The organism is Diaphorobacter oryzae DSM 22780 (genome assembly GCF_059568935.1).
On sequence record NZ_JCANUL010000002.1, the window covers coordinates 269210 to 288787 of the forward strand.

At 68.6% G+C, this 19578-nt stretch carries 21 protein-coding genes; 11 read left to right on the forward strand and 10 right to left on the reverse strand.

Translation table 11 applies throughout. The features are described 5' to 3' along the window. Positions 1-17: 17 nt before the first annotated feature. Entirely contained in the window at positions 18-1013 is a 996-nt protein-coding gene (locus BP68_RS04440; RefSeq protein WP_496369406.1) for a LysR family transcriptional regulator, read from the reverse strand. A 108-nt stretch (positions 1014-1121) separates the two neighbouring features. Here BP68_RS04440 and BP68_RS04445 point away from each other — a divergent pair, with 108 nt between their 5' ends. The 11 genes from BP68_RS04445 (at position 1122) to BP68_RS04495 (ending at position 11561) form a co-directional block, all read left to right on the forward strand. Beyond that, a complete protein-coding gene (locus BP68_RS04445; RefSeq protein ID WP_496369407.1) occupies positions 1122-1676 on the forward strand; it encodes a flavodoxin family protein in 555 nt (184 codons plus the stop codon). A gap of 11 nt (positions 1677-1687) precedes the next feature. After that, on the forward strand, positions 1688-1891 hold the full coding sequence (locus tag BP68_RS04450) for a tautomerase family protein (protein ID WP_496369408.1): 204 nt from the start codon (positions 1688-1690) through the stop codon (positions 1889-1891). After that, on the forward strand, positions 1888-2274 hold the full coding sequence (locus tag BP68_RS04455; protein WP_496369409.1) for a nuclear transport factor 2 family protein: 387 nt from the start codon (positions 1888-1890) through the stop codon (positions 2272-2274). The genes BP68_RS04450 and BP68_RS04455 overlap by 4 nt, the downstream gene beginning before the upstream one ends. A 105-nt stretch (positions 2275-2379) precedes the next feature. Continuing rightward, positions 2380-3816: a pyruvate kinase gene (gene pyk, locus BP68_RS04460; protein WP_496369410.1), complete on the forward strand. Its 1437-nt coding sequence runs from the start codon at positions 2380-2382 to the stop codon at positions 3814-3816. 136 nt (positions 3817-3952) lie between these two features. Next, complete coding sequence (gene fba / locus BP68_RS04465) at positions 3953-5017, forward strand: class II fructose-bisphosphate aldolase (RefSeq protein WP_496369411.1); 1065 nt, start codon at positions 3953-3955, stop codon at positions 5015-5017. Between the two features lie 210 nt (positions 5018-5227). Next, the gene (locus BP68_RS04470; protein ID WP_496369412.1) at positions 5228-6343 is read left to right on the forward strand and encodes a Re/Si-specific NAD(P)(+) transhydrogenase subunit alpha; all 1116 of its coding nucleotides are present in this window, start codon (positions 5228-5230) and stop codon (positions 6341-6343) included. Between the two features lie 33 nt (positions 6344-6376). After that, positions 6377-7096, forward strand: a complete 720-nt coding sequence (locus BP68_RS04475; protein WP_496369413.1) for a hypothetical protein — start codon at positions 6377-6379, stop codon at positions 7094-7096. A gap of 57 nt (positions 7097-7153) precedes the next feature. Continuing rightward, complete coding sequence (locus tag BP68_RS04480; protein ID WP_496369414.1) at positions 7154-7483, forward strand: NAD(P) transhydrogenase subunit alpha part 2; 330 nt, start codon at positions 7154-7156, stop codon at positions 7481-7483. Between the two features lie 12 nt (positions 7484-7495). Continuing rightward, a complete protein-coding gene (locus tag BP68_RS04485; protein WP_496369415.1) occupies positions 7496-8920 on the forward strand; it encodes an NAD(P)(+) transhydrogenase (Re/Si-specific) subunit beta in 1425 nt (474 codons plus the stop codon). Between the two features lie 114 nt (positions 8921-9034). After that, the gene (locus tag BP68_RS04490) at positions 9035-10714 is read left to right on the forward strand and encodes a long-chain-fatty-acid--CoA ligase (protein WP_496369416.1); all 1680 of its coding nucleotides are present in this window, start codon (positions 9035-9037) and stop codon (positions 10712-10714) included. A gap of 85 nt (positions 10715-10799) precedes the next feature. Continuing rightward, positions 10800-11561: a 5'-methylthioadenosine/adenosylhomocysteine nucleosidase gene (locus BP68_RS04495; RefSeq protein WP_496369417.1), complete on the forward strand. Its 762-nt coding sequence runs from the start codon at positions 10800-10802 to the stop codon at positions 11559-11561. A gap of 206 nt (positions 11562-11767) precedes the next feature. Here the strand turns inward: BP68_RS04495 and corA are convergent, their stop codons facing one another. The 9 genes from corA to tsaB all read right to left on the reverse strand — a co-directional run bounded on the left by corA (position 11768) and on the right by tsaB (position 19508). Continuing rightward, positions 11768-12754, reverse strand: coding sequence for a magnesium/cobalt transporter CorA (corA, locus tag BP68_RS04500; RefSeq protein ID WP_496369418.1), 987 nt, complete (start codon positions 12752-12754; stop codon positions 11768-11770). A 198-nt stretch (positions 12755-12952) separates the two neighbouring features. Further along, on the reverse strand, positions 12953-13252 hold the full coding sequence (locus BP68_RS04505; protein ID WP_496369419.1) for a hypothetical protein: 300 nt from the start codon (positions 13250-13252) through the stop codon (positions 12953-12955). A 4-nt stretch (positions 13253-13256) separates the two neighbouring features. Then, entirely contained in the window at positions 13257-13511 is a 255-nt protein-coding gene (thiS, locus tag BP68_RS04510) for a sulfur carrier protein ThiS (protein ID WP_496369420.1), read from the reverse strand. Between the two features lie 88 nt (positions 13512-13599). After that, positions 13600-14880 (reverse strand): NAD(P)/FAD-dependent oxidoreductase, encoded by a 1281-nt coding sequence (locus BP68_RS04515; protein WP_496369421.1) that lies wholly within the window; start codon positions 14878-14880, stop codon positions 13600-13602. Between the two features lie 89 nt (positions 14881-14969). Beyond that, positions 14970-16817, reverse strand: a complete 1848-nt coding sequence (locus BP68_RS04520) for an aldehyde ferredoxin oxidoreductase family protein (RefSeq protein WP_496369422.1) — start codon at positions 16815-16817, stop codon at positions 14970-14972. Between the two features lie 40 nt (positions 16818-16857). Further along, positions 16858-17352 carry a 4Fe-4S dicluster domain-containing protein gene (locus tag BP68_RS04525; protein ID WP_496369423.1) on the reverse strand — a complete coding sequence of 165 codons (495 nt, stop codon included), beginning with the start codon at positions 17350-17352 and terminating at the stop codon, positions 16858-16860. A gap of 193 nt (positions 17353-17545) precedes the next feature. Further along, entirely contained in the window at positions 17546-18325 is a 780-nt protein-coding gene (locus BP68_RS04530; protein ID WP_496369424.1) for a uracil-DNA glycosylase family protein, read from the reverse strand. Next, positions 18322-18798, reverse strand: a complete 477-nt coding sequence (gene rimI, locus BP68_RS04535) for a ribosomal protein S18-alanine N-acetyltransferase (protein ID WP_496369425.1) — start codon at positions 18796-18798, stop codon at positions 18322-18324. The genes BP68_RS04530 and rimI overlap by 4 nt, the downstream gene beginning before the upstream one ends. After that, positions 18795-19508, reverse strand: coding sequence for a tRNA (adenosine(37)-N6)-threonylcarbamoyltransferase complex dimerization subunit type 1 TsaB (gene tsaB / locus BP68_RS04540; protein ID WP_496369426.1), 714 nt, complete (start codon positions 19506-19508; stop codon positions 18795-18797). Before tsaB ends, rimI begins: the two co-directional genes overlap by 4 nt. Positions 19509-19578 lie beyond the last annotated feature (70 nt).

The window sequence follows — 19578 nt, forward strand, 5'->3', positions numbered from 1 at the left end:
TCCGGGAAATCGGCGGACTAGCCGTTGGGTAGACCTGCCCGCTCCTTTTTTCTCTTCTGCTCTCGCGCGAGAGATGGCTCGGCAAAAGGGGAAAGTGCTTTTGGAGCAGCCACCTGCTCAATCAGGTGGTCGATCAAGGCACGCACCCGCAGCGGCATGTGGCGTGCCGCCGGATAGATGATGGAAAACGGCCTGGATGGCCCCGCAAACTCTGGCAATACCTCCACCAGTCGTCCTTGCGCCAAGTCGTCTTCCACCAGAAAACGGTAGGTTTGCAGCAGCCCTGCGCCATGGCGAGCAAGCGTGGTAACCCCCAGCAGATCTCCCGCACAGTGCAGGCCACCCGATGTGCGCAGCTCAAAGTCCAGTCCGCCACGGCGAAAGACCCATCCCACTGCCTGCCCCGTGCTCGGCAGCAGGAACTGGATGCATTCATGCGTGGCCAGATCTTCGGGCAAGGCGGGGTGTCCGTTGCGCCGCAGATACTCCGGCGTAGCCACCACCACCAAATCGGCGTCCAGCAGCCTGCGTGCAATCAGGCCCGAATCTGCCTGCACCCGCGCGCGCACCGCCAGGTCAAAGCTTTCGGCGGTGAAGTCCACGTTTCGGTTGCTCAACTCCACTTCCACTTGGACGTTGGGGTAGCGCATGCGAAACGACACCAGTGCCGGCAGGATGCGGTAGTGCCCCAGCGTGGTGGGCACACTGATGCGCACAGTGCCTGCGGGCTCGGCCTGCGTGCCCGTCAGCTCACGCTCGGCCTCGCTGATGCGAATGAGCGCTTGGCGACAGTGGTCGTAGTACCTGCGGCCTCCGTCGGTCAGACGTATCTGGCGGGTGCTGCGCACAAAAAGGCGCACCTGCAGCCGCTCCTCCAACCGCGCCACGGAGCGGCTCACTGCCGCTGGGGTCAGTCCGGCTTGCAGGGCAGCCTCGGTAAAGCTCTCGGCCTCGGCCGCCAAGCAAAACAGTTCGATGCTTCCCAGCATCACATCACCGAATTCACGTGCCATCAATTGATTACTCTGTGTAATAAATGAGGTTCTATGAAGTGAGTTTATCTGTCTTTATGTATTTCATAACCTTGGCGAATCCTCAATTCCCTTGTTCTGAAAAACCCAATGACTTCTCTCATCTCCATCGTTTTTCACAGTGGCTACGGCCATACCCGCAGAGTTGCAGAGGCCGTAGCCGACGGCAGCAGTGGCGTTTTGCTCGCGCTTGACGGAGAGGGCCAGTTGGGCCCCGAAGGATGGGCGCAGCTGGATGCCTCCCGGGCCATCGTGTTCGGAGCGCCGACCTACATGGCCAACGTGAGCTGGCAGTTCAAGCGGTTCGCGGACGCCAGTTCTTCCGTCTGGGCGCGGCAGGGCTGGAAGGACAAGCTGGCGGCCGGCTTCACCAACAGCGCGGGCATGAGCGGGGACAAGCTGACGACGCTCTACACCCTGTTCTCGCTGTCCCAGCAGCACGGCATGCTCTGGGCGGGCACGGCCTTGCCGCCGAGCAACACCAAGGCCGCCGGGCGCAACGACATCAACTACCTCGCCTCCTTCGCGGGCCTGATGACCACCACGCCGTCAGATGCGTCGCCGGACGAGATGGTGCTGGGCGACCTGGCCACGGCACGGCTGTTTGGCGAGCGCGTTGCCCAGGCCGCGCGCCGCCTCGGATGAAAGGAGCCACCATGCCTTACGTGAACATCCAGATCACCCGGGAAGGGGTGACCCGTGCGCAGAAAGCAGAACTCATTGCTGGCGTGACGGAACTGCTGGTGCGTGTGCTCGATAAAAAGCCGGCGACCACGCACGTGGTGATCCAGGAGATTGATCTCGACAACTGGGGCGTGGGCGGTTTGCTCGTGCCCGAGTTCAGGAGGCAGGCACCATGACCGCCGCGCCCGATTTCGCAGGTGTGGTGGCTGCGCTGCAGACCTACTTCGACGGGCTGCACCACAGCGACACGCGCAGGCTGGCGCAGGTGTTCCATCCCGAGGCCCGTTATTGCAGCGCCACCAGCGGGGAGCTGCTGCACCTCGGCATGGAACGGTATTTCTCGGTGGTGGACCAACGCCCCTCGCCCGCCAGCCGGGGGCAACCTCGCACGGACCGCATCCTTTCGATGGGGTTTGCGGGGCCGGTTACCGCTTTTGCTTCGGTCGAGTGTTCCATCGCGCCGCGGCATTTCACGGACTTTCTCACGCTCGTCCGGCTGGACGGGCGCTGGCAGATCGTGAGCAAGGTGTTCCACTTTGAAGAAGAAAAGGCAGGGTGATTGCCTGCATGCGCCGGTCGGTAATCGGCATGTAACCGCTTCGTGTAAGAATTGAAATTCAATTACACGACCCGCTTCTTTGCCATGAAACCAGGAGACTTCCCCATGCCCACGCGCCGCGCCACCAAGATCGTTGCCACCCTCGGCCCCGCCTCCAGCGATCCGGCGTTGCTGGAGGCGATGATCCGCGCGGGCGTGAACGTGGTGCGGCTGAACTTCAGCCATGGCAAGGCGCAGGACCATATTGATCGCGCCGCCACGGTGCGCGCCGCAGCCCAGCGTGCGGGCCGTGAGGTGGCCATCATGGCCGACCTGCAGGGCCCCAAGATCCGCGTGGGCAAGTTTGCCGAGGGCAAGGTGATGCTGGAGTCCGGTGCGCAATTCGTGCTGGATGCCTCGCGCACCGAGCCCGGCGACCTGCAGGGCGTGGGCCTGGACTACAAGGAGCTGCCGCGCGATGTGAGGGCCGGCGACGTGCTGCTGCTCAACGACGGCCTGATCGTGCTGCGCGTGGATGCCGTGCGCGGCGAGGCCGTGCACACCACCGTGAAGGTGGGCGGGGAGCTGTCCAACAACAAGGGCATCAACAAGCAGGGCGGCGGCCTCACGGCGCCGGCCCTCACGGGCAAGGACATGGAGGACATCAGGACCGCCATGAGCTTCCAGGCCGATTACGTCGCCGTGAGCTTCCCCAAGAACGCCACCGACATGGAGATGGCGCGCCAGCTGTGCAACGTGGCGGCGGCCGAGTACCGCCACAAGCCGGGCCTGATCGCCAAGATCGAGCGCGCCGAGGCCATTCCGCGCCTGGAGGAAATCCTGCGCGTGAGCGACGGCATCATGGTGGCGCGTGGCGACCTGGCCGTGGAGGTGGGCAACGCGGCCGTGCCCGCGCTGCAAAAGAAGATGATCCGCATGGCGCGCGACATGAGCAAGGTCGTGATCACCGCCACGCAGATGATGGAGAGCATGATCACCAACCCCGTGCCCACCCGCGCGGAGGTGAGCGACGTGGCCAACGCCGTGCTGGACGGCACCGATGCCGTGATGCTCAGCGCCGAGACCGCCGCCGGCAAGTACCCGCTGGAGACGGTGCAGGAGATGGCCAAGATCTGCGCCGCGGCCGAGGCCGCCGAGGACCCGGGCCGCGATACCGACTTCCATGGCCAGACGGCGGGGCGCATCGACCAGTCCATCGCCATGGGTGCGCTGTTCACGGCCCACCACCTGGGCGCCAAGGCCATCGTGGCCATGACCGAGAGCGGCTCCGCGGCCCTGTGGATGAGCCGTCACCGCATCCACATTCCCATCTACGCGCTGACGCCCAAGGTGGCCACGCAGCGGCGCATGGCCATGTTCCGCAACGTGCGCCCGCTGCTCATGGACACCAGCGCCGACCGCGACACCGCCCTGGACCAGGCGGAGAGCCACCTGAAGATGCGCAACATCGTGCAGCAGGGCGACCTGTATGTGATCACCTGCGGCGAGCCCATGGGCGCGCCGGGCGGCACGAACATGCTCAAGATCTGCCGGGCACGCTGAGCGCGGCCGGGCACCGGGGCCGGGCGCCCCGGGTGCGTTCCGGGCCCCTGGGGCGGGGTGGCGTGGGCGGTTAAAATTGCGGGTTACCGAGCGGTTACTTCCGCTTTCCCTCTCAACCTTCGAACGGATCCTCCCCATGCCTCTCGTCTCGATGCGCGAACTGCTCGACCATGCCGCTGAAGCCGGCTATGGCATTCCCGCCTTCAACGTCAACAACCTGGAGCAGGTGCAGGCCGTCATGTCCGCCGCCGATGAGGTGGGCGCGCCCGTGATCTTGCAGGCCAGCGCAGGCGCCCGCAAATACGCCGGCGAAAGCTTCATCAAGCACCTGATCGCCGCGGCCAGCGAAGCCTATCCGCACATTCCCCTGGTCATGCACCAGGACCACGGCACCTCCCCCGCCATCTGCCAGGGCGCGCTGAACCTGGGCTTCGGCTCGGTGATGATGGACGGCTCGCTGCGCGAAGACGGCAAGACCCCGTCCGACTTTGCCTACAACGTCGAGGTGACCCGCCAGGTGGTCGCCATGGCCCACAAGATCGGCGCCACCGTCGAGGGCGAACTGGGCTGCCTGGGCTCGCTCGAAACCGGCCTGGCCGGCGAGGAAGACGGCGTGGGCGCCGTGGGCAAGCTGGACCACTCGGCCCTGCTGACCGACCCCGAAGAAGCCGCGCAGTTCGTGCAGGCCACGCAGCTCGACGCCCTGGCCATTGCCATCGGCACCAGCCACGGCGCCTACAAGTTCACCCGCCCGCCCACGGGCGACGTGCTGGCAATCAGCCGCGTCAAGGAAATCCACGCCCGCATTCCCAACACCCACCTGGTGATGCACGGTTCGTCCAGCGTGCCGCAGGAGCTGCTGGCCCTGATCAACCAGTTCGGCGGCAAGATGAAGGAAACCTACGGCGTGCCCGTGGCGGAAATCCAGGAAGCCATCAAGCACGGCGTGCGCAAGATCAACATCGACACCGACATCCGCCTGGCCATGACCGGCGCGGTGCGCAAGTTCCAGGCCGAGAACCCGGACAAGTTCGACATGCGCGAGTGGATGAAGCCGGCGCGCGAGGCCGCCAAGGCCATCTGCAAGCAGCGCTACCTGGAGTTCGGCTGCGAGGGCCAGGCCGCCAAGATCAAGGGCTACACGCTGGTCGACATGGCGGCCAAGTACGCCGCCGGTGCACTCCAGCAGGTCGTGCATTGATGCAGGGCGCATGGCCCCGGCCGTACCAGGCCGGGGGCGCCCCTGTCAGGCCCGGAGCCCGCAGGCTCCGGGCCTTTTTTGTGCCCGCAAGCCGGGGCGCCATGGCGCCGGCGCCACGCCATGTCGCGCGCGTGTCGGAGGCGCAAAATTCTTCATGTAAGCTCACGGTAAGTAGAAATACGCAGCGCAGGAAGTGCAGGAGGAGATGACATGCTGATAGGTGTGCCCGCCGAGACCCTGGCTGGCGAAACGCGGGTTGCCGCTACGCCCGAGACCATCAAGAAACTCAAGGCCCAGGGCCACACCGTGCGGGTGCAGTCCGGCGCCGGCGTGGCCGCCAGCGTCACCGACCAGGGCTTCGAGGCCGCCGGTGCCGAGATCACGGACGCGGCCGGCGCCTGGGGCTGTGACCTGGTGCTCAAGGTGCGCGCCCCGTCCGAGGGCGAGGCCGCGCAGCTGCGCGCCGGCGGCACGGTGGTGGGCATGCTCAACCCCTTCGATGCCGCGGGCCTGCAGCGCCTGGCGGCGGCCGGCGTCACGGCCTATGCGCTGGAGGCCGCGCCGCGCACCACGCGCGCGCAGAGCATGGACGTGCTCTCCAGCCAGGCCAACATCGCCGGCTACAAGGCCGTGATGATCGCGGCCGACAGGTACCAGCGCTTCTTTCCCATGCTCATGACGGCCGCGGGCACGGTGAAGGCCGCGCGCGTCGTGATCCTGGGCGTGGGCGTGGCGGGCCTGCAGGCCATTGCCACGGCCAAGCGCCTGGGCGCCGTGATCGAGGCCAGCGACGTGCGCCCCAGCGTGAAGGAGCAGGTGGAGTCGCTGGGCGCCAAGTTCATCGACGTGCCCTACGAGACGCCCGAGGAACGTGAAGCCGCCGAGGGCGTGGGCGGCTACGCCCGCCCCATGCCGCAAAGCTGGCTGGACCGCCAGAAGGCCGAGGTGGCCAAGCGCGTGGCGCAGGCCGACGTGGTCATCACCACGGCGCTGATCCCCGGCCGCCCCGCGCCGGTGCTGGTCACGCAGGAGATGGTCGAGTCCATGAAGCCCGGCTCGGTGATCGTGGACCTGGCGGCCGCGCAGGGCGGCAACTGCCCGCTCACGCAGGCCGGGCAGACCGTGGTGCACCGCGGCGTGACCCTGGTGGGCGAGACCAACCTGCCCGCGCTGGTGGCGGCCGACGCCTCGGCGCTGTATGCACGCAACGTGCTCGACTTCCTCAAACTCATCATCAACGGCGAGGGCGCACTGCACCTGAACCGCGAAGACGACATCGTCGTCGCCTGCCTGGTGGCGCACGAGGGCGCGGTCACGCGCGCCTGACGCACCGATGTACAACCGCAAAGGATTTCCGTTTTGACTTTCTCCCGTTCCCGCCCTGGCCGCTGCGTGCTGGCCCTGGCCGCCCTGTCGTTCCTGGCCGCCTGCGCACCCATGCAATCCGATCTGGTGCGCGTGGGCCGCGCAGAACTCCAGCTGCCGCCCGGCCAGTGGGAGCCGCTGGGCGGCGAAGAGGAGCGCTTCGACATGCTCCCCGACGACACCGCGCGCGACCTGCCCATGCAGTCGCGTGCCATGGTGCTGCGCGGCCCGGACAAGGCGCCGCTGGCGGCGCTGCTGGTGCAGACCAACGCCACGAACGACCCGCGCGACACCACGCTGTGGACCGCGGCCTGCCCCGCGCAAAAGGGCGTGCATGTGGAAGACGCCGCGCGCGGCAGCCCGGTGCGCATCGACTGCCTGCGCTACAAGCGCCGTGCCGATGCCGGAGACTACCTGGCCCAGAGCCGCCCGGCGCTGGCGCAGTGGCTGGGCCGGCACCAGGCCGTGCCGACCAAGCCCTATGCGCATGTGTCGTACCGCTACTCCACGCCTGAGGGCGGCTACGTGTCCGTGGACATGCTGGCCGACCAGCGGCTGCTGCGCCCGGCCACGCGCAACAACGAGGACTTCCTGCACGCGGGCCGTCCGGCGCAGGCGTGGGTGGAGCAGCTCGCGCTGGCGGCGCGTCAGAGCATCACCATGCTCGACGGCCGTTTCGTCGTTCCGCCGTTTCCGCAGGCCTTGCCGGAATAGGCGTTTCCCGTTGTCAACCGGGGCCGCCGCGGCGGCCCTTTCTCAAGGAGCGTTGTGATGGAGTCGGTTTCGCCCACGTTGATCAACCTGATCATCTTTGTGCTGGCCATCTATGTGGGGTACCACGTGGTGTGGACCGTCACCCCGGCGCTGCACACGCCGCTCATGGCGGTGACCAACGCCATCTCGGCCATCGTCATCGTCGGCGCCATGCTGGCCGCGGCGCTCACCGAGACCACCCTGGGCAAGAGCATGGGCGTGCTGGCCGTGGCGCTGGCGGCGGTGAACGTGTTCGGCGGCTTCCTGGTCACCCGGCGCATGCTGGAGATGTTCAAGAAGAAAGAGCGCAAAACGACCGGCGGTAGTGCGCAAGGCGCTACTAAATAAGGAGCGTTCGACATGAGCATGAATCTCGTCACGCTGCTGTATCTGGTGGCCAGCGTCTGTTTCATCCAGGCGCTCAAGGGGCTGTCGCATCCCACCACGTCGATCCGCGGCAACCTGTTCGGCATGGCCGGCATGGCGATCGCCGTGCTGACCACGGCGGCGCTCATCGTGGAACTGGCTGGCGACAAGGGCCTGGGCATGGCCTATGTGCTGGCCGGCCTGGTGGTGGGCGGAGGCGCGGGCGCGGTGATGGCCAAGCGCGTGGAGATGACCAAGATGCCCGAGCTGGTGGCCTTCATGCACAGCATGATCGGCCTGGCGGCGGTGTTCATCGCCATCGCGGCCGTGGCCGAGCCCTGGGCCTTCCAGATCGTGGCCAAGGGCCAGCCCATTCCGCTGGGCAACCGGCTGGAGCTGTTCCTGGGCGCGGCCATCGGCGCCATCACCTTCAGCGGCTCGGTCATCGCCTTCGGCAAGCTGTCGGGCAAGTACAAGTTCCGCCTGTTCCAGGGCGCACCCGTGGTGTTCGGCGGGCAGCACCTGCTCAACCTGGTGCTGGGCCTGGCCACCATCGGCCTGGGGCTGGTGTTCATGTTCACCGAGAACTGGACCGCGTTCTTCGCCATGCTGGCGCTGGCCTTCGTGATGGGCGTGCTCATCATCATCCCCATCGGCGGCGCCGACATGCCGGTGGTGGTGTCCATGCTCAACAGCTACTCGGGCTGGGCGGCGGCGGGCATCGGCTTTTCGCTGAACAACAGCATGCTCATCATCGCGGGCTCGCTGGTGGGCAGCTCGGGCGCGATCCTGAGCTACATCATGTGCAAGGCCATGAACCGCTCGTTCTTCAACGTGATCCTGGGCGGCTTCGGCGGCGACGCCACCGCGGCCACGGCGGGCGGCGCCGTGCAGCGCACGGCCAAGAGCGGTAGCGCCGACGACGCGGCCTTCCTGCTGAGCCAGGCGGAGTCGGTGGTCATCGTCCCCGGCTACGGCCTGGCCGTGGCGCGCGCCCAGCACGCGGTGAAGGAGCTGGCGCAGAAGCTCACCGACAAGGGCATCGCGGTGAAGTACGCCATCCACCCCGTGGCCGGCCGCATGCCGGGCCACATGAACGTGCTGCTGGCCGAGGCCGAGGTGCCCTACGACCAGGTGTTCGAGATGGAGGACATCAACGGCGAGTTCGGCCAGGCCGACGTGGCCATCGTCCTGGGCGCCAACGACGTGGTGAACCCCGCCGCGCTCGTCAAGGGCAGCCCCATCTACGGCATGCCCATCCTCGAGGCCTACAAGGCCAAGACCGTCATCGTCAACAAGCGCTCCATGGCCGCCGGCTATGCGGGCCTGGACAACGACCTGTTCTACATGGACAAGACCATGATGGTCTTCGGCGACGCCAAGAAGGTCGTCGAGGACATCGGCAAGGCCGTGGAGTAACGCCTGCCGGCGGCTGCGCTAGGGTAATTCCAGGCGCGCAAAGCCGGCGGCGCGGACACAATCCGCCGCACTTTGCGCGTGATCCGTAACTAGAAGATTCCAGGAGACATATCTATGACCGATCGCCCTTGGCTTGGCGCGTACCCGCAGGGCGTGCCCGCCGACATCGACACGACGCAGTACGCATCGCTGGTGAAGCTGATGGAGCGGGCCTTTCGCGACTATGCGAACCGCACCGCCTACAGCTTCATGGGCCAGGACGTCAGCTACGGCGAGACCGATGCGCAGAGCCGCCAGCTGGCCGCCTACCTGCAGAGCCTGGGCCTGGCGAAGGGCGACCGCGTGGCCCTCATGATGCCCAACGTGCCGCAGTACCCGGTGGCCGTGGCCGCCGTGCTGCGCGCGGGCTTCGTGGTCGTGAACGTGAACCCGCTGTACACGCCGCGCGAGCTGGAGCACCAGCTCAAGGACTCGGGCGCCAAGGCCATCGTCATCATCGAGAACTTCGCCGCCACGCTGCAGGCCTGCATCGCCAACACCGCGGTCAAGCATGTGGTGCTGTGCGCCATGGGCGACCGGCTGGGTTTCCTGAAGGGCCTGCTCGTCAACTACGTGGTGCGCAACGTCAAGAAGCTGGTGCCGGACTACCAGCTGCCGGGCGCGGTGCGCTTCAACGACGCGCTGGCCAAGGGCGCCTCGGCCACGCTGAGCCAGCCCGAGATCAAGCCCGACGACATCGCGCTGCTGCAGTACACGGGCGGCACCACGGGCGTGAGCAAGGGCGCCGTGCTGCTGCACCGCAACGTGATCGCCAACGTGCTGCAGTCCGAGGCCTGGAACGCCCCCGCCACCAGCAAGATCCCGGCGAACGAGCAGCCCACGGCCGTCTGTGCGCTGCCGCTGTACCACATCTTCGCCTTCACGGTGAACATGATGCTGTCCATGCACACGGGCGGCAAGACCATCCTGATTCCCAACCCGCGTGACCTGCAGGCGGTGCTCAAGGAGCTGTCCAAGCACACCTTCCACAGCTTCCCCGCGGTGAACACGCTGTTCAATGGCCTGGCCAACCACCCCGACTTCAACACTGTCAACTGGAAGAACCTGAAGGTCTCGGTCGGCGGCGGCATGGCCGTGCAGGCGGCCGTGGCCAAGCTGTGGCTGGAGAAGACGGGCTGCCCGATCTGCGAGGGCTACGGCCTGTCGGAGACCAGCCCCTCGGCCAGCTGCAACCCGGTCACCGTGAAGGAATTCTCGGGCACCATCGGCGTGCCGCTGCCCAGCACCTCCATGCGCATCCTTGACGACGAGGGGCGCGACATCTCCGCCTCCGGCCAGCCCGGCGAGATCGCCATCAAGGGCCCGCAGGTCATGGCCGGCTACTGGCAGCGGCCCGACGAGACCGCCAAGGTCATGACCGAGGACGGCTACTTCAAGAGCGGCGACATCGGCATCATGGACGAGCGCGGCTACTTCAAGGTGGTGGACCGCAAGAAGGACATGGTGCTGGTCAGCGGCTTCAACGTCTACCCGAACGAGGTGGAAGACGTGGTGGCCCTGATGCCCGGCGTGCTGGAGTGCGCCGTGGTCGGCGTGCCCGACGAGAAGACCGGCGAGGCCGTCAAGCTGGTCATCGTCAAGAAGGACCCGGCGCTCACCGAGGCGCAGGTCAAGGACTTCTGTCGCACCAACCTCACGGGCTACAAGCAGCCCAAGGTGATCGAGTTCCGCACCGAGCTGCCCAAGACCCCCGTGGGCAAGATCCTGCGCCGCGAGCTGCGCGACAAGAAATAGGCCGAGAGCCCCCGCGCCTCGCGCGGGCTCCTGCCGCGCCACAGCCGGGATAATCCCGGCTTTTTTACGCCGGGCCCCGACCTTCATGACCACTGCCATCCTCAGCGCCCTGCCCGAAGAGCAGGGCGGCCTCATGCACGCCTTGCAGCAACCCGAGCCACTGCAGCACGCGGGCCGCAGCTTCTGGCGCGGCCGCCTGCACGGCCAGCCCGTGGTGCTGGCGCTGTCGGGCATCGGCAAGGTGGCGGCGGCCACCACGGCCGCGGTGCTGGCCGAGCGCTTCGGCGCCGCGCGCATCGTGTTCACCGGCGTGGCCGGCGGCGTGGGCGAGGGCGTGCAGGTGGGCGACGTGGTGGTGGCGCAGGACTACCTGCAGCATGATTTCGACGCCTCGCCCATCTTCCCGCGTTGGGAGGTGCCCGGCTACGGCCGCGCGCGCATGGACTGCGACGCGGCCTTGAATGCGCTGCTTTTGGAGGCGGCGCGCGCCTATCTGGCAGACGCTGGGGCGCATTTCTCCGCAGATCTGCCGGCGGCGGCGCGGGCTCCGCAGGTGCACCATGGCCTGATGGCCAGCGGCGACCGCTTCGTGTCCACCGCCCAGGAGTCCAGCGCGCTGCGCGCCGCGCTGCTGGCGGCGGACCACGACGTGCTGGCCGTGGAAATGGAGGGCGCCGCTGTGGCCCAGGTCTGCCGCGACTACGGCCTGCCCTTCGCCGCCGTGCGCACCATCTCCGACCGCGCGGACGACAGCGCGCATGTGGACTTCGCGCACTTCGTGCAGAACGTGGCCAGCCGCTATGCGGACCACATCGTGCAGCGCTTCGTGCAGATGCTCCCAAAATGAGAGCTGTTGGCGCTTGATGCACAAGCGCCAGAGGCCTGTTTGGCTTGAAACTGGCGCGCCCTTTCCAGTCCGATGGCCGCGGAGCAGGCCGCACCAGCAGGCGCCGTGGAACTGGCTTGGCCAGGCCACTGGCGTCGTCCCCCCTCCCGCAGCGCGCAGCGATGCGAGAGAGAGGGGGAAGGCGCGCAGCGCCTCAGGGGGTGTTCCTACTTCAACCAGCCGCGCTTGCGGAAGTACAGCATGGGCACGACGGCGCTGGCCACCATGAGGCCCACCACATAGGGGTAGCCGTATTCCCAGTTCAGTTCGGGCATGAACTGGAAGTTCATGCCGTAGACGCTGGCGATCAGCGTCGGCGGCAGCAGCGCCACGCTGGCCACGGAGAAGATCTTGATGATTTTGTTCTGGTTGATGTTGATGAAGCCGACCGTGGCGTCCATCAGGAAGTTGATCTTGTCGAACAGGAAGGCCGTGTGGCTGTCCAGCGACTCGATGTCGCGCAGGATCTGGCGCGCGTCCTCGAACTGCTCGGCGTTGAGCATCTTGCTGCGCATCATGAAGCTCACGGCGCGGCGCGTGTCCATGACGTTGCGGCGGATGCGGCCGTTCAGGTCTTCCTGGCGCGCGATGGCGGCCAGCACTTCGCCGGCGCGCGCGTCGGTCACGTCGCCGGCCAGCACCTGGGTGCTGACCTGCTCCAGGTCGTCGTAGATGCCCTCCAGCGTGTCGGCGGAGTATTCCGCGTCGGCGTCGAAGAGCTTGAGCAGCACCTCCTTGGCATCCTCGATTAGGCCGGGCGCGCGGCGCGCGCGCATGCGCACCAGGCGGAACACGGGCACGTCCTCGTCGTGGATGGAGAACAGCACGCCCTTGCTCTTGAGCTCGTCGTTGACCAGGTTCAGGATGAAGGCCACTCGCACCGAGCGCGGCTCGTCGTACACATCCACCAGGAAGTCGCTGCGGATGTGCAGTTCGCCGTTGTCTTCCTCGTAGAAGCGGGCGGATTCCTCGATGTCCTCGTCCATCGCATCCTCGGGGATGGACAGGCCGTAGTGCTGCTTGATCCAGCGTTTCTCTTCCAGCGTGGGGGACTCCAGGTCCACCCAGATCGGCTGGAAGCGGGCCAGCTCTTCCAGGGATTCGATTTCTTCCTGGACCAGCCGGCCATTGGCGAGCGTAAAGATGTTGAGCATGGCTCACTCTCCCTGATTCTTGTGGCGTCTGCGGGGGGCGGGGCGCTTTCAACCCCTCGGCAGGCCGGGAGGCTGAAAGCTACCAACTGGGGTAGGTTTCCACGGAGCTGTCTCGTCGTGATGAATAAGCCGGGGATTATCGCACCGGCCCCCGATTGGAACGCCCATGCATGACAGGCGTGCGGCGGTGATGGCGCCTCAGCCGCCGCCGCGGTGGGTGTGCAGGTCCAGGTGGCGCATGAAGGCCCGACGCGCGGCAGGGGTTACGCCGTCGAAGGCGAAGTGCAGCCGCAGCGTGGGCAGGCGCAGCAGGGCGATGCAGCGGGGCGGGCCGTCGGCCCAGCGCAGCGTCAGCGCGCCGCCGTCCAGGGTGATGCGCGCCTGTGCCTCGCCCTCGGGCCGCCAGTCGAGGCCCGTGAGCGCCTGGCGCAGCAGCCGCTGCCACTCGGCGCGCGAGCAGCTCATGTCGCGCGCAAAGCGGTCGGGCCAGTCCGCCACGCGCTCAGCCGCCGGCGATGGGCGGCCAGATGGCGAGCGCGTCGCCCTCGCTCAGCGTGGTGCTGGCGCGCGCGGCGGGCGGGATGTAGCGGCCGTTGACCAGCACCAGGTGCACCAGCTGGGGCGGCAGCCGGAAGGGCGCGATGATCTGGCTGATGGTGTCCGTGGGGGCCACGTCCAGCGGCATCTGGTTGCCGGGCCGGACCTCGAGCGGCAGGTAGTCGGTCAGCGATGCGAAGAGCTTGAAGGTGATGCGCATACGGTCTCGGTCGGCCTGTCTTTGCAGTCAAATCGGCATTTTGCGCCCATGTGGCAAGCGCTGGTAGCTATGTTTTGAATAGCAATCCTCAGCGCCGGCGTGCATCCTGGGGACCGCTCCAGGCGCCCTGCGCCTGGGCGCTGGCGAGGTAGGCCTCCATGATCCGCGTGGGGTCGCGCCGCAGCCGGTCCTTCCAGGGGCCCAGGTGCACCCGCCCCTCCACCAGGCCGCGCATGGCGCCCACATGCTGGGTCATGCCCACCGAGTTGCAGCCGACGAGCCGGTCGCCCTCGAACTGCAGGCTCAGGTGCCTGCCGGCGGCCGCGTCGGTCAGCTCGGCATGCTCGCCGCCGGGCACGCCCTGCCAGTTGCCGAAGCTGGTGGAGATGAGCCCCAGCGTGTCCAGCACGTTGATCTGCGTGACCACCGCCAGCGCCGTGGGCCGCCCGACCATGTTGAGCGCGGCCACGCGCGCCTGCTCGGCCGCGTTGGGCTGGATGGCGCTGACCACGGTCTTGCGCGTGAAGGGGTCGAAGGCCTCGGCGCAGTCGCCCGCGGCGTAGATGCCGGGCACGCTGGTCTGCATGCGCTCGTCCGTTAGCACGCCCTGCAGGCAGGTGATGCCGCTGCCGGCCAGAAAGCCGATGGCCGGGCGCACGCCGGTGGCGCTGATGACGAGGTCGGCCTCCAGCACCTGGCCGCCCGACAGGTGCACCCGCAGCGCGTCGCCGTCGCCCGGCTCGATGCGCTCGACCTTGCGGCCCGTGAACACCGCCACGCCCTGGCGCTCGCACCAGTCGCGGATCATGCCGCCGGCCACCGGCCCCATCATGCGCGGCACCATGCGGTCGCCCATCTCCACCACCGACAGCCGCACGCCGCGCTGCTTCAGCGCCTCCATGATGATGCAGCCGATGAAGCCCGCGCCCATCTGCACCACGCGCGCGCTGGGCCGGGCCCGCGCGGCGATGGCGCGCGCATCGCGCAGCGTCCAGCAGGTCTCCACGCCCGGCAGGTCCAGCCCCGGGATGGGCGGGCGCACGGGGTGCGAGCCGGTGGCGATGAGCAGGCGGTCGAAGCCCAGGGTGTCGCCGTTGTCCAGCGTGACCGTGCGGCCCGGCGCGTCCACCGCCGTGGCCCGGCCCTGCAGCCGCTCGATGCGCTGGGCCGCGAAATGGTCCGCGCGCTTGCGCAGGTAGGTGCCGCTCTCGCCGATGTGCTCCATCAGCAGGTAGGGAATGGCCATGCGCGAGTAGGGCGGCTCGGCCTCGTCGCCCACCAGGGTGATGCGGTCGCCCGGCGCGTGCTTGCGCAGGGTCTCCGCCGCGATGACGCCGGCCGGGCCGGCCCCCAGGATCAGGTGGTGCATGGTATGAATGCTATATATTCAATAGCTATTGGCGCTTGTGGAGCGGGCGCTTCGGCCTGTTTTGCCTGGTATCTGCGCGCGCCGCCCCCTCACAGCCCCAGCCGCGCGCGCGTCTCCGGCGTGGGCCGGCCCTCGGCGTCCCAGCCGCGCACGGCGTAGTACTTGGGCAGCATCTCCGGCAGGTGGCTGACGGCGCCCTGCGATCCGCCGGTCTTGGCGGCTTCGGTCAGCAGGCGCCGGGGCAGGCTGTCGTCGGCCTTGGTGAAGCCGGCGGCGTTGTTGAACTCGCGCTCCATGTTCCAGATGCGCTCGCCGATCTTCTCCAGCTCCTGCACGTTGAAGCCCTCGTCGCAGGCGGCCTGCAGCTGCGGTGCCAGGTCGGGCAGGCTCCAGGCGAAGGTGGTGAAGATGCACACGCCGGCCGAGTCAAAGGCCGCCGTCGCGTCCTGGAAGGCCTTGACCAGCTCGGGCTTGCCCTCGGTGGCCGTGGGCTCGGTCTTGACCGGAATGCCCAGGATCTCCGAGGCGATGGTGTAGCCGCGCAGGTGGCAGCCGCCGCGGTTGCTGGTGGCATAGGCCAGGCCGATGCCCTGGATGGCGCGGCCGTCGTAGGCCGGGAACTCCTGGCCCTTGGAGGACATGGACAGCTCGGGGTGGCCGTACTTGCTGCACAGGCGCTTGGAGCCCTGGCCCACCTCCTTGCCGAAGCCGCGGCCGTTCACCGTTTCCTCGGCCAGGAAGGCCAGCGCCTGGGCCGAGCCGAAGGGCGCCTCGATGCCGATCTGCTCCTTGGTCAGCACGCCCATCTCGTACAGCTCCATCACCGCGCCCACGGTGGCGCCGAAGCTGATGGGATCGATCCCCTGCTCGTTGCACAGCAGGTTGGCGTACTGCAGGCATTCCAGGTCGTTCACGCCGTTGGCCGCGCCCAGCGCCCAGGCGGCTTCGTACTCCAGGCCGCCGCTGGCGCCCCAGTACTGCGGCTTGTTCTGCACGGTGAAGTGCGTCTCGTCGATCTTGCTGATGCGCCCGCAGGCGATGGTGCAGCCGAAGCAGGCCTGGTTGGTCACCAGCTGCTTCTTGCCGTCGCTCGCGCGCGGCGTGGCCATGGCCTCGGCCGAGATGTCCTTGGCACCCTCGAACTGCACGTCGCGGTGGTTGCGCGTGGGCAGTGCGCCCACCTCGTTAATGACGTTCATCAGCACCTGCGTGCCGAAGGTGGGCAAGCCCTGGCCGGTGACGGGGTGGTCGTGCAGGATCTTCTTGCGCGCGAAGGTCTCGGCCATGAAGGCCTTGGGGTCGCGGATGTTGCCCACGCCCTTGGTGCCGCGCACGGCGATCGCCTTGAGGTTCTTGCTGCCCATCACCGCGCCCACGCCCGAGCGCCCGGCGGCGCGGTGCAGGTCGTTGACCACGGCGGCGAACAGCACCTGGTTCTCGCCCGCGCGGCCGATGCCGGAGATGCGCGTCAGCGGGTCCTGCAGCGTGGTCTTGAGGTGTTCCTCGGTCTCCCAGACGCTCTTGCCCCACAGGTCGGCGGCGTCGCGCAACTCGGCCAGGTCGTCGTGGACGTACAGGTACACAGGCTTGGGGGACTTGCCCTCGAAGATGATCATGTCCCAGCCGGCCATCTTCAGCTCGGCGCCCCAGTAGCCGCCCGAGTTGGAGCAGGCGATGGCGCCCGTGAGCGGCCCCTTGGTGATGACGGTGTAGCGCCCGCCCGTGGAGGCCATGGTGCCCGTGAGCGGCCCCGTGGCCCAGATGATCTTGTTGTCCGGCGACAGCGGATCGACCTTGGGGTCGATCTCGCTCACCAGGTACTTGGAGCCCAGGCCGCGCGAACCGATGTACTGGCGGGCCCAGTCCATGTTCAGCGGCTCGGGTGTGACGGTGCCCGCGCTCAGGTTGACGCGCAGAATCTTGCCAGCCCAGGACATGATGTGTGCTCCTTGATTGATAGCTGTCGGCGCTTGATGGTCAAGCGCCGGCGGGCGAATTGGCTTGATTGCCGAGCCTGTCGGCCCACTGCTTCATGCGCTCCAGCCCGGTCCAGTTGGCGTCGATGTAGGTGATGGCCGTGGTCGGGCAGGCCTCCACGCAGGCCGGGCCTTCGGCGCGGTCGTGGCACAGGTCGCACTTTTGCACCTTGCCGGTGTCGGCCACGTAGTTCACGGTGCCGAAGGGACAGGCGATGGTGCAGACCTTGCAGCCCACGCAGGTCGATTCACTGACGACCTTGGCGCCGCTCGGCCGGTCCACGGTGATGGCCTCCACCGGGCAGGCGTGCAGGCACCAGGCCTCGTCGCACTGGGTGCAGGTGTAGGGCACCTTCTTGCCGGTGGTGTGGAAGTCAAAGACCTTGATGCGCGACTTGGCGGTGGCGTACACGCCGTAGTGCTCGAAGGAGCAGGCCATCTCGCACTGCAGGCAGCCGGTGCACTTGTCGGCGTTGATGTGCAACACCTTTTGCATGAACGTCTCCTTGGGTACCGGCGCCCGGGGCAGGGGACGCCTTGCCTATGAACTGTTTTGCATAGGCATTGTGGGCAGGGAGGGGGTGGCATGCGATACAGGGAAAACCCGTGTAGGACGGGCGCGCACGGCGGGCGCCCCCGTCAGCGGGGTACCGGGCGGGGGCGGCGAACGGGGAGGGCGGCGGTGCCGCTCAGCGGGTGGCTTCGAGCCGCACCAGCGCCAGCGCGCGGCACAGGTCGGCCCAGGCGGCGGCCTTGGCCTCGGGGGCGCGCAGCAGGTAGGCCGGGTCGTAGCTCACGACGGCCGGCGTGCCGTCCGCCAGGCGGTGCACGCCCGCGCGCAGGCGCCCCAGCGGCTCGCGGCTGCCCAGCACCGCGCGCGCCGCGCCCAGGCCCAGCACCAGCACCATGGCCGGGCGCAGCTGGGCCAGGGCCTGCGGCAGGCCGGTGGCGGGCTCCACGCCCTCGGCGGGCTGGCCGGGGGTGGGGCGGCCCAGCGCGGCCAGGTAGGCGCGCGGATGCCGGTGCAGGCGCATGGCGCGCAGCATGTTGTCCAGCAGCCGGCCGGTGTCGCCCGCCAGGGGCTCGCCGGGCGTGGGGTTTTCCAGCACGACCAGCCAGCCCGTGCCCAGTTCCGGCGGCGTGGCCGCGTGGTCGGCCTGCGGGTACAGCGCCTGGGGTTCGCGCAGCAGCAGCCCGCCCTGGGCGGAGCCGGCCGCGCCGCCAACTGCAGCGGCTCGCACGGGGGGCGTCGGCGCGTGCGCCGCCATGGGCGGCCGGCGCACGCCGGGGGGCGCCGCGGCGGGCTGGGGGGCCGGCATGGCCGCCACGGTTTGCGCCGGGGGCGTGTCGCTTGCGGCGGCGGGTTGCGGTGCGGCGGCAGGGGCCGGGCGGGCCGGTGGCGGGGCCCAGACGGCGATGCCCATCTCCTGCAGCATGGCGCGTTGGCGCGCGTCGAGTTCCAGGCTCATAGCGGCAGGCTCATGACCACGGCGTCCTCGCGCTGGCCGTCCGCGGCCGGGTAGTAGCGCTTGCGCTCGCCCACGCGGCGGTAGCCGTGGGTTTCGTAGATATGGCGGGCGCGCTCGTTGCTCATGCGCACCTCCAGCCACAGCCATTGCGCGCCCAGGCCGCGCGCCCACAGGGCCAGCGCGTCCAGCATCACCTGGGCCCAGCCCTGGCGCTGGAAGGCCGGCGCCACGGTGATGTTGAGCAGGTGCACCTCGTCCACGCCGCGCATGGCGACGAAGTAGCCCAGGATCTGCCCGTCCGCCATGAGCAGCTGGGCCTGGTAGCCCGAGGCCATGGCGTCGATGAAGTTGCCGCGCGTCCAGGGGTGGTCGTAGGCGCTTTGTTCGATGGGCATGAGCGCGTCCAGGCAGGCCGGGGTCATGGGCTCGAATCCGGCCTCGATGGCCATGGGGGGCTGGGGAATGGCGCTCATGGTTGGTGGGCCGGGGCGGCGCGGCGGGCGGCCTCCCGTTCGGCGGTGGTTTGCGCCACTTTATCGCGGATGTAGCGCGGCAGCGCCGCGTCGGCGGGCACGGCGGCGCCGGCCGCCAGCAGCGCGGGCGCCAGGCGCAGCAGGGCCGCGGCCGTGGGCAGGGCATGCACATGGGGCGCCTGCGGCGCCAGCCGCTCGCCATAGGCCGCCCGGGCGTTGCCGGCCACCGTCCAGCCGGGCTCCACTGCGACGGCCTCGGGCGCGCTCAGGCCGAAGTCCTGGGGCGCCAGCCAGTGCCCGGCAGCGTCCTGCCATTCGAAGGGCGCGGCATAGACCTCGTCCATGCGCGCATCCAGCGTGGCCAGCACGCGGGTGCAGCCATGCTGCGCGCGTGCCTGCTCGGCCACGGCCAGCAGGGTGTCCACCGGCAGCACCGGCACGCCCTGGCCGCCGCGCGCACCGAAGGCCAGGCCCTGGGCCACCGCGCAGGCCGTGCGCAGCCCGGTGAACGAGCCCGGCCCGCGCCCGAAGACGATGGCGTCGAGCTGGGCGAACGACAGGCCCGCCTGCGCCAGCAGGGCGCGGATGGCCGGGATCAGCGTGGTCGAGGCCTGGGCGCCGCCCGGGCCGCTGTGCTCGTGCACCTGGCCGCCCTGCTGCACGGCGATGGACAGGGTGTCGGTGCTGGTGTCGAAGGCGAGCAGGTTCATGGCCGCCCGATTATCGGCTGCGCGCCAAGCCATTGCGGCGCACGGGGCCGGTTCGGCCGGGGTGGCGCGG

Coding starts and splice junctions, on each gene's coding strand:
- BP68_RS04440 (WP_496369406.1), bottom strand. CDS start 1,013: ATGGCACGTGAATTCGGTGATGTGATGCTGGGAAGCATCGAACTGTTT.
- BP68_RS04445 (WP_496369407.1), top strand. CDS start 1,122: ATGACTTCTCTCATCTCCATCGTTTTTCACAGTGGCTACGGCCATACC.
- BP68_RS04450 (WP_496369408.1), top strand. CDS start 1,688: ATGCCTTACGTGAACATCCAGATCACCCGGGAAGGGGTGACCCGTGCG.
- BP68_RS04455 (WP_496369409.1), top strand. CDS start 1,888: ATGACCGCCGCGCCCGATTTCGCAGGTGTGGTGGCTGCGCTGCAGACC.
- pyk (WP_496369410.1), top strand. CDS start 2,380: ATGCCCACGCGCCGCGCCACCAAGATCGTTGCCACCCTCGGCCCCGCC.
- fba (WP_496369411.1), top strand. CDS start 3,953: ATGCCTCTCGTCTCGATGCGCGAACTGCTCGACCATGCCGCTGAAGCC.
- BP68_RS04470 (WP_496369412.1), top strand. CDS start 5,228: ATGCTGATAGGTGTGCCCGCCGAGACCCTGGCTGGCGAAACGCGGGTT.
- BP68_RS04480 (WP_496369414.1), top strand. CDS start 7,154: ATGGAGTCGGTTTCGCCCACGTTGATCAACCTGATCATCTTTGTGCTG.
- BP68_RS04485 (WP_496369415.1), top strand. CDS start 7,496: ATGAGCATGAATCTCGTCACGCTGCTGTATCTGGTGGCCAGCGTCTGT.
- BP68_RS04490 (WP_496369416.1), top strand. CDS start 9,035: ATGACCGATCGCCCTTGGCTTGGCGCGTACCCGCAGGGCGTGCCCGCC.
- BP68_RS04495 (WP_496369417.1), top strand. CDS start 10,800: ATGACCACTGCCATCCTCAGCGCCCTGCCCGAAGAGCAGGGCGGCCTC.
- corA (WP_496369418.1), bottom strand. CDS start 12,754: ATGCTCAACATCTTTACGCTCGCCAATGGCCGGCTGGTCCAGGAAGAA.
- thiS (WP_496369420.1), bottom strand. CDS start 13,511: ATGCGCATCACCTTCAAGCTCTTCGCATCGCTGACCGACTACCTGCCG.
- BP68_RS04515 (WP_496369421.1), bottom strand. CDS start 14,880: ATGCACCACCTGATCCTGGGGGCCGGCCCGGCCGGCGTCATCGCGGCG.
- BP68_RS04520 (WP_496369422.1), bottom strand. CDS start 16,817: ATGTCCTGGGCTGGCAAGATTCTGCGCGTCAACCTGAGCGCGGGCACC.
- BP68_RS04525 (WP_496369423.1), bottom strand. CDS start 17,352: ATGCAAAAGGTGTTGCACATCAACGCCGACAAGTGCACCGGCTGCCTG.
- BP68_RS04530 (WP_496369424.1), bottom strand. CDS start 18,325: ATGAGCCTGGAACTCGACGCGCGCCAACGCGCCATGCTGCAGGAGATG.
- rimI (WP_496369425.1), bottom strand. CDS start 18,798: ATGAGCGCCATTCCCCAGCCCCCCATGGCCATCGAGGCCGGATTCGAG.
- tsaB (WP_496369426.1), bottom strand. CDS start 19,508: ATGAACCTGCTCGCCTTCGACACCAGCACCGACACCCTGTCCATCGCC.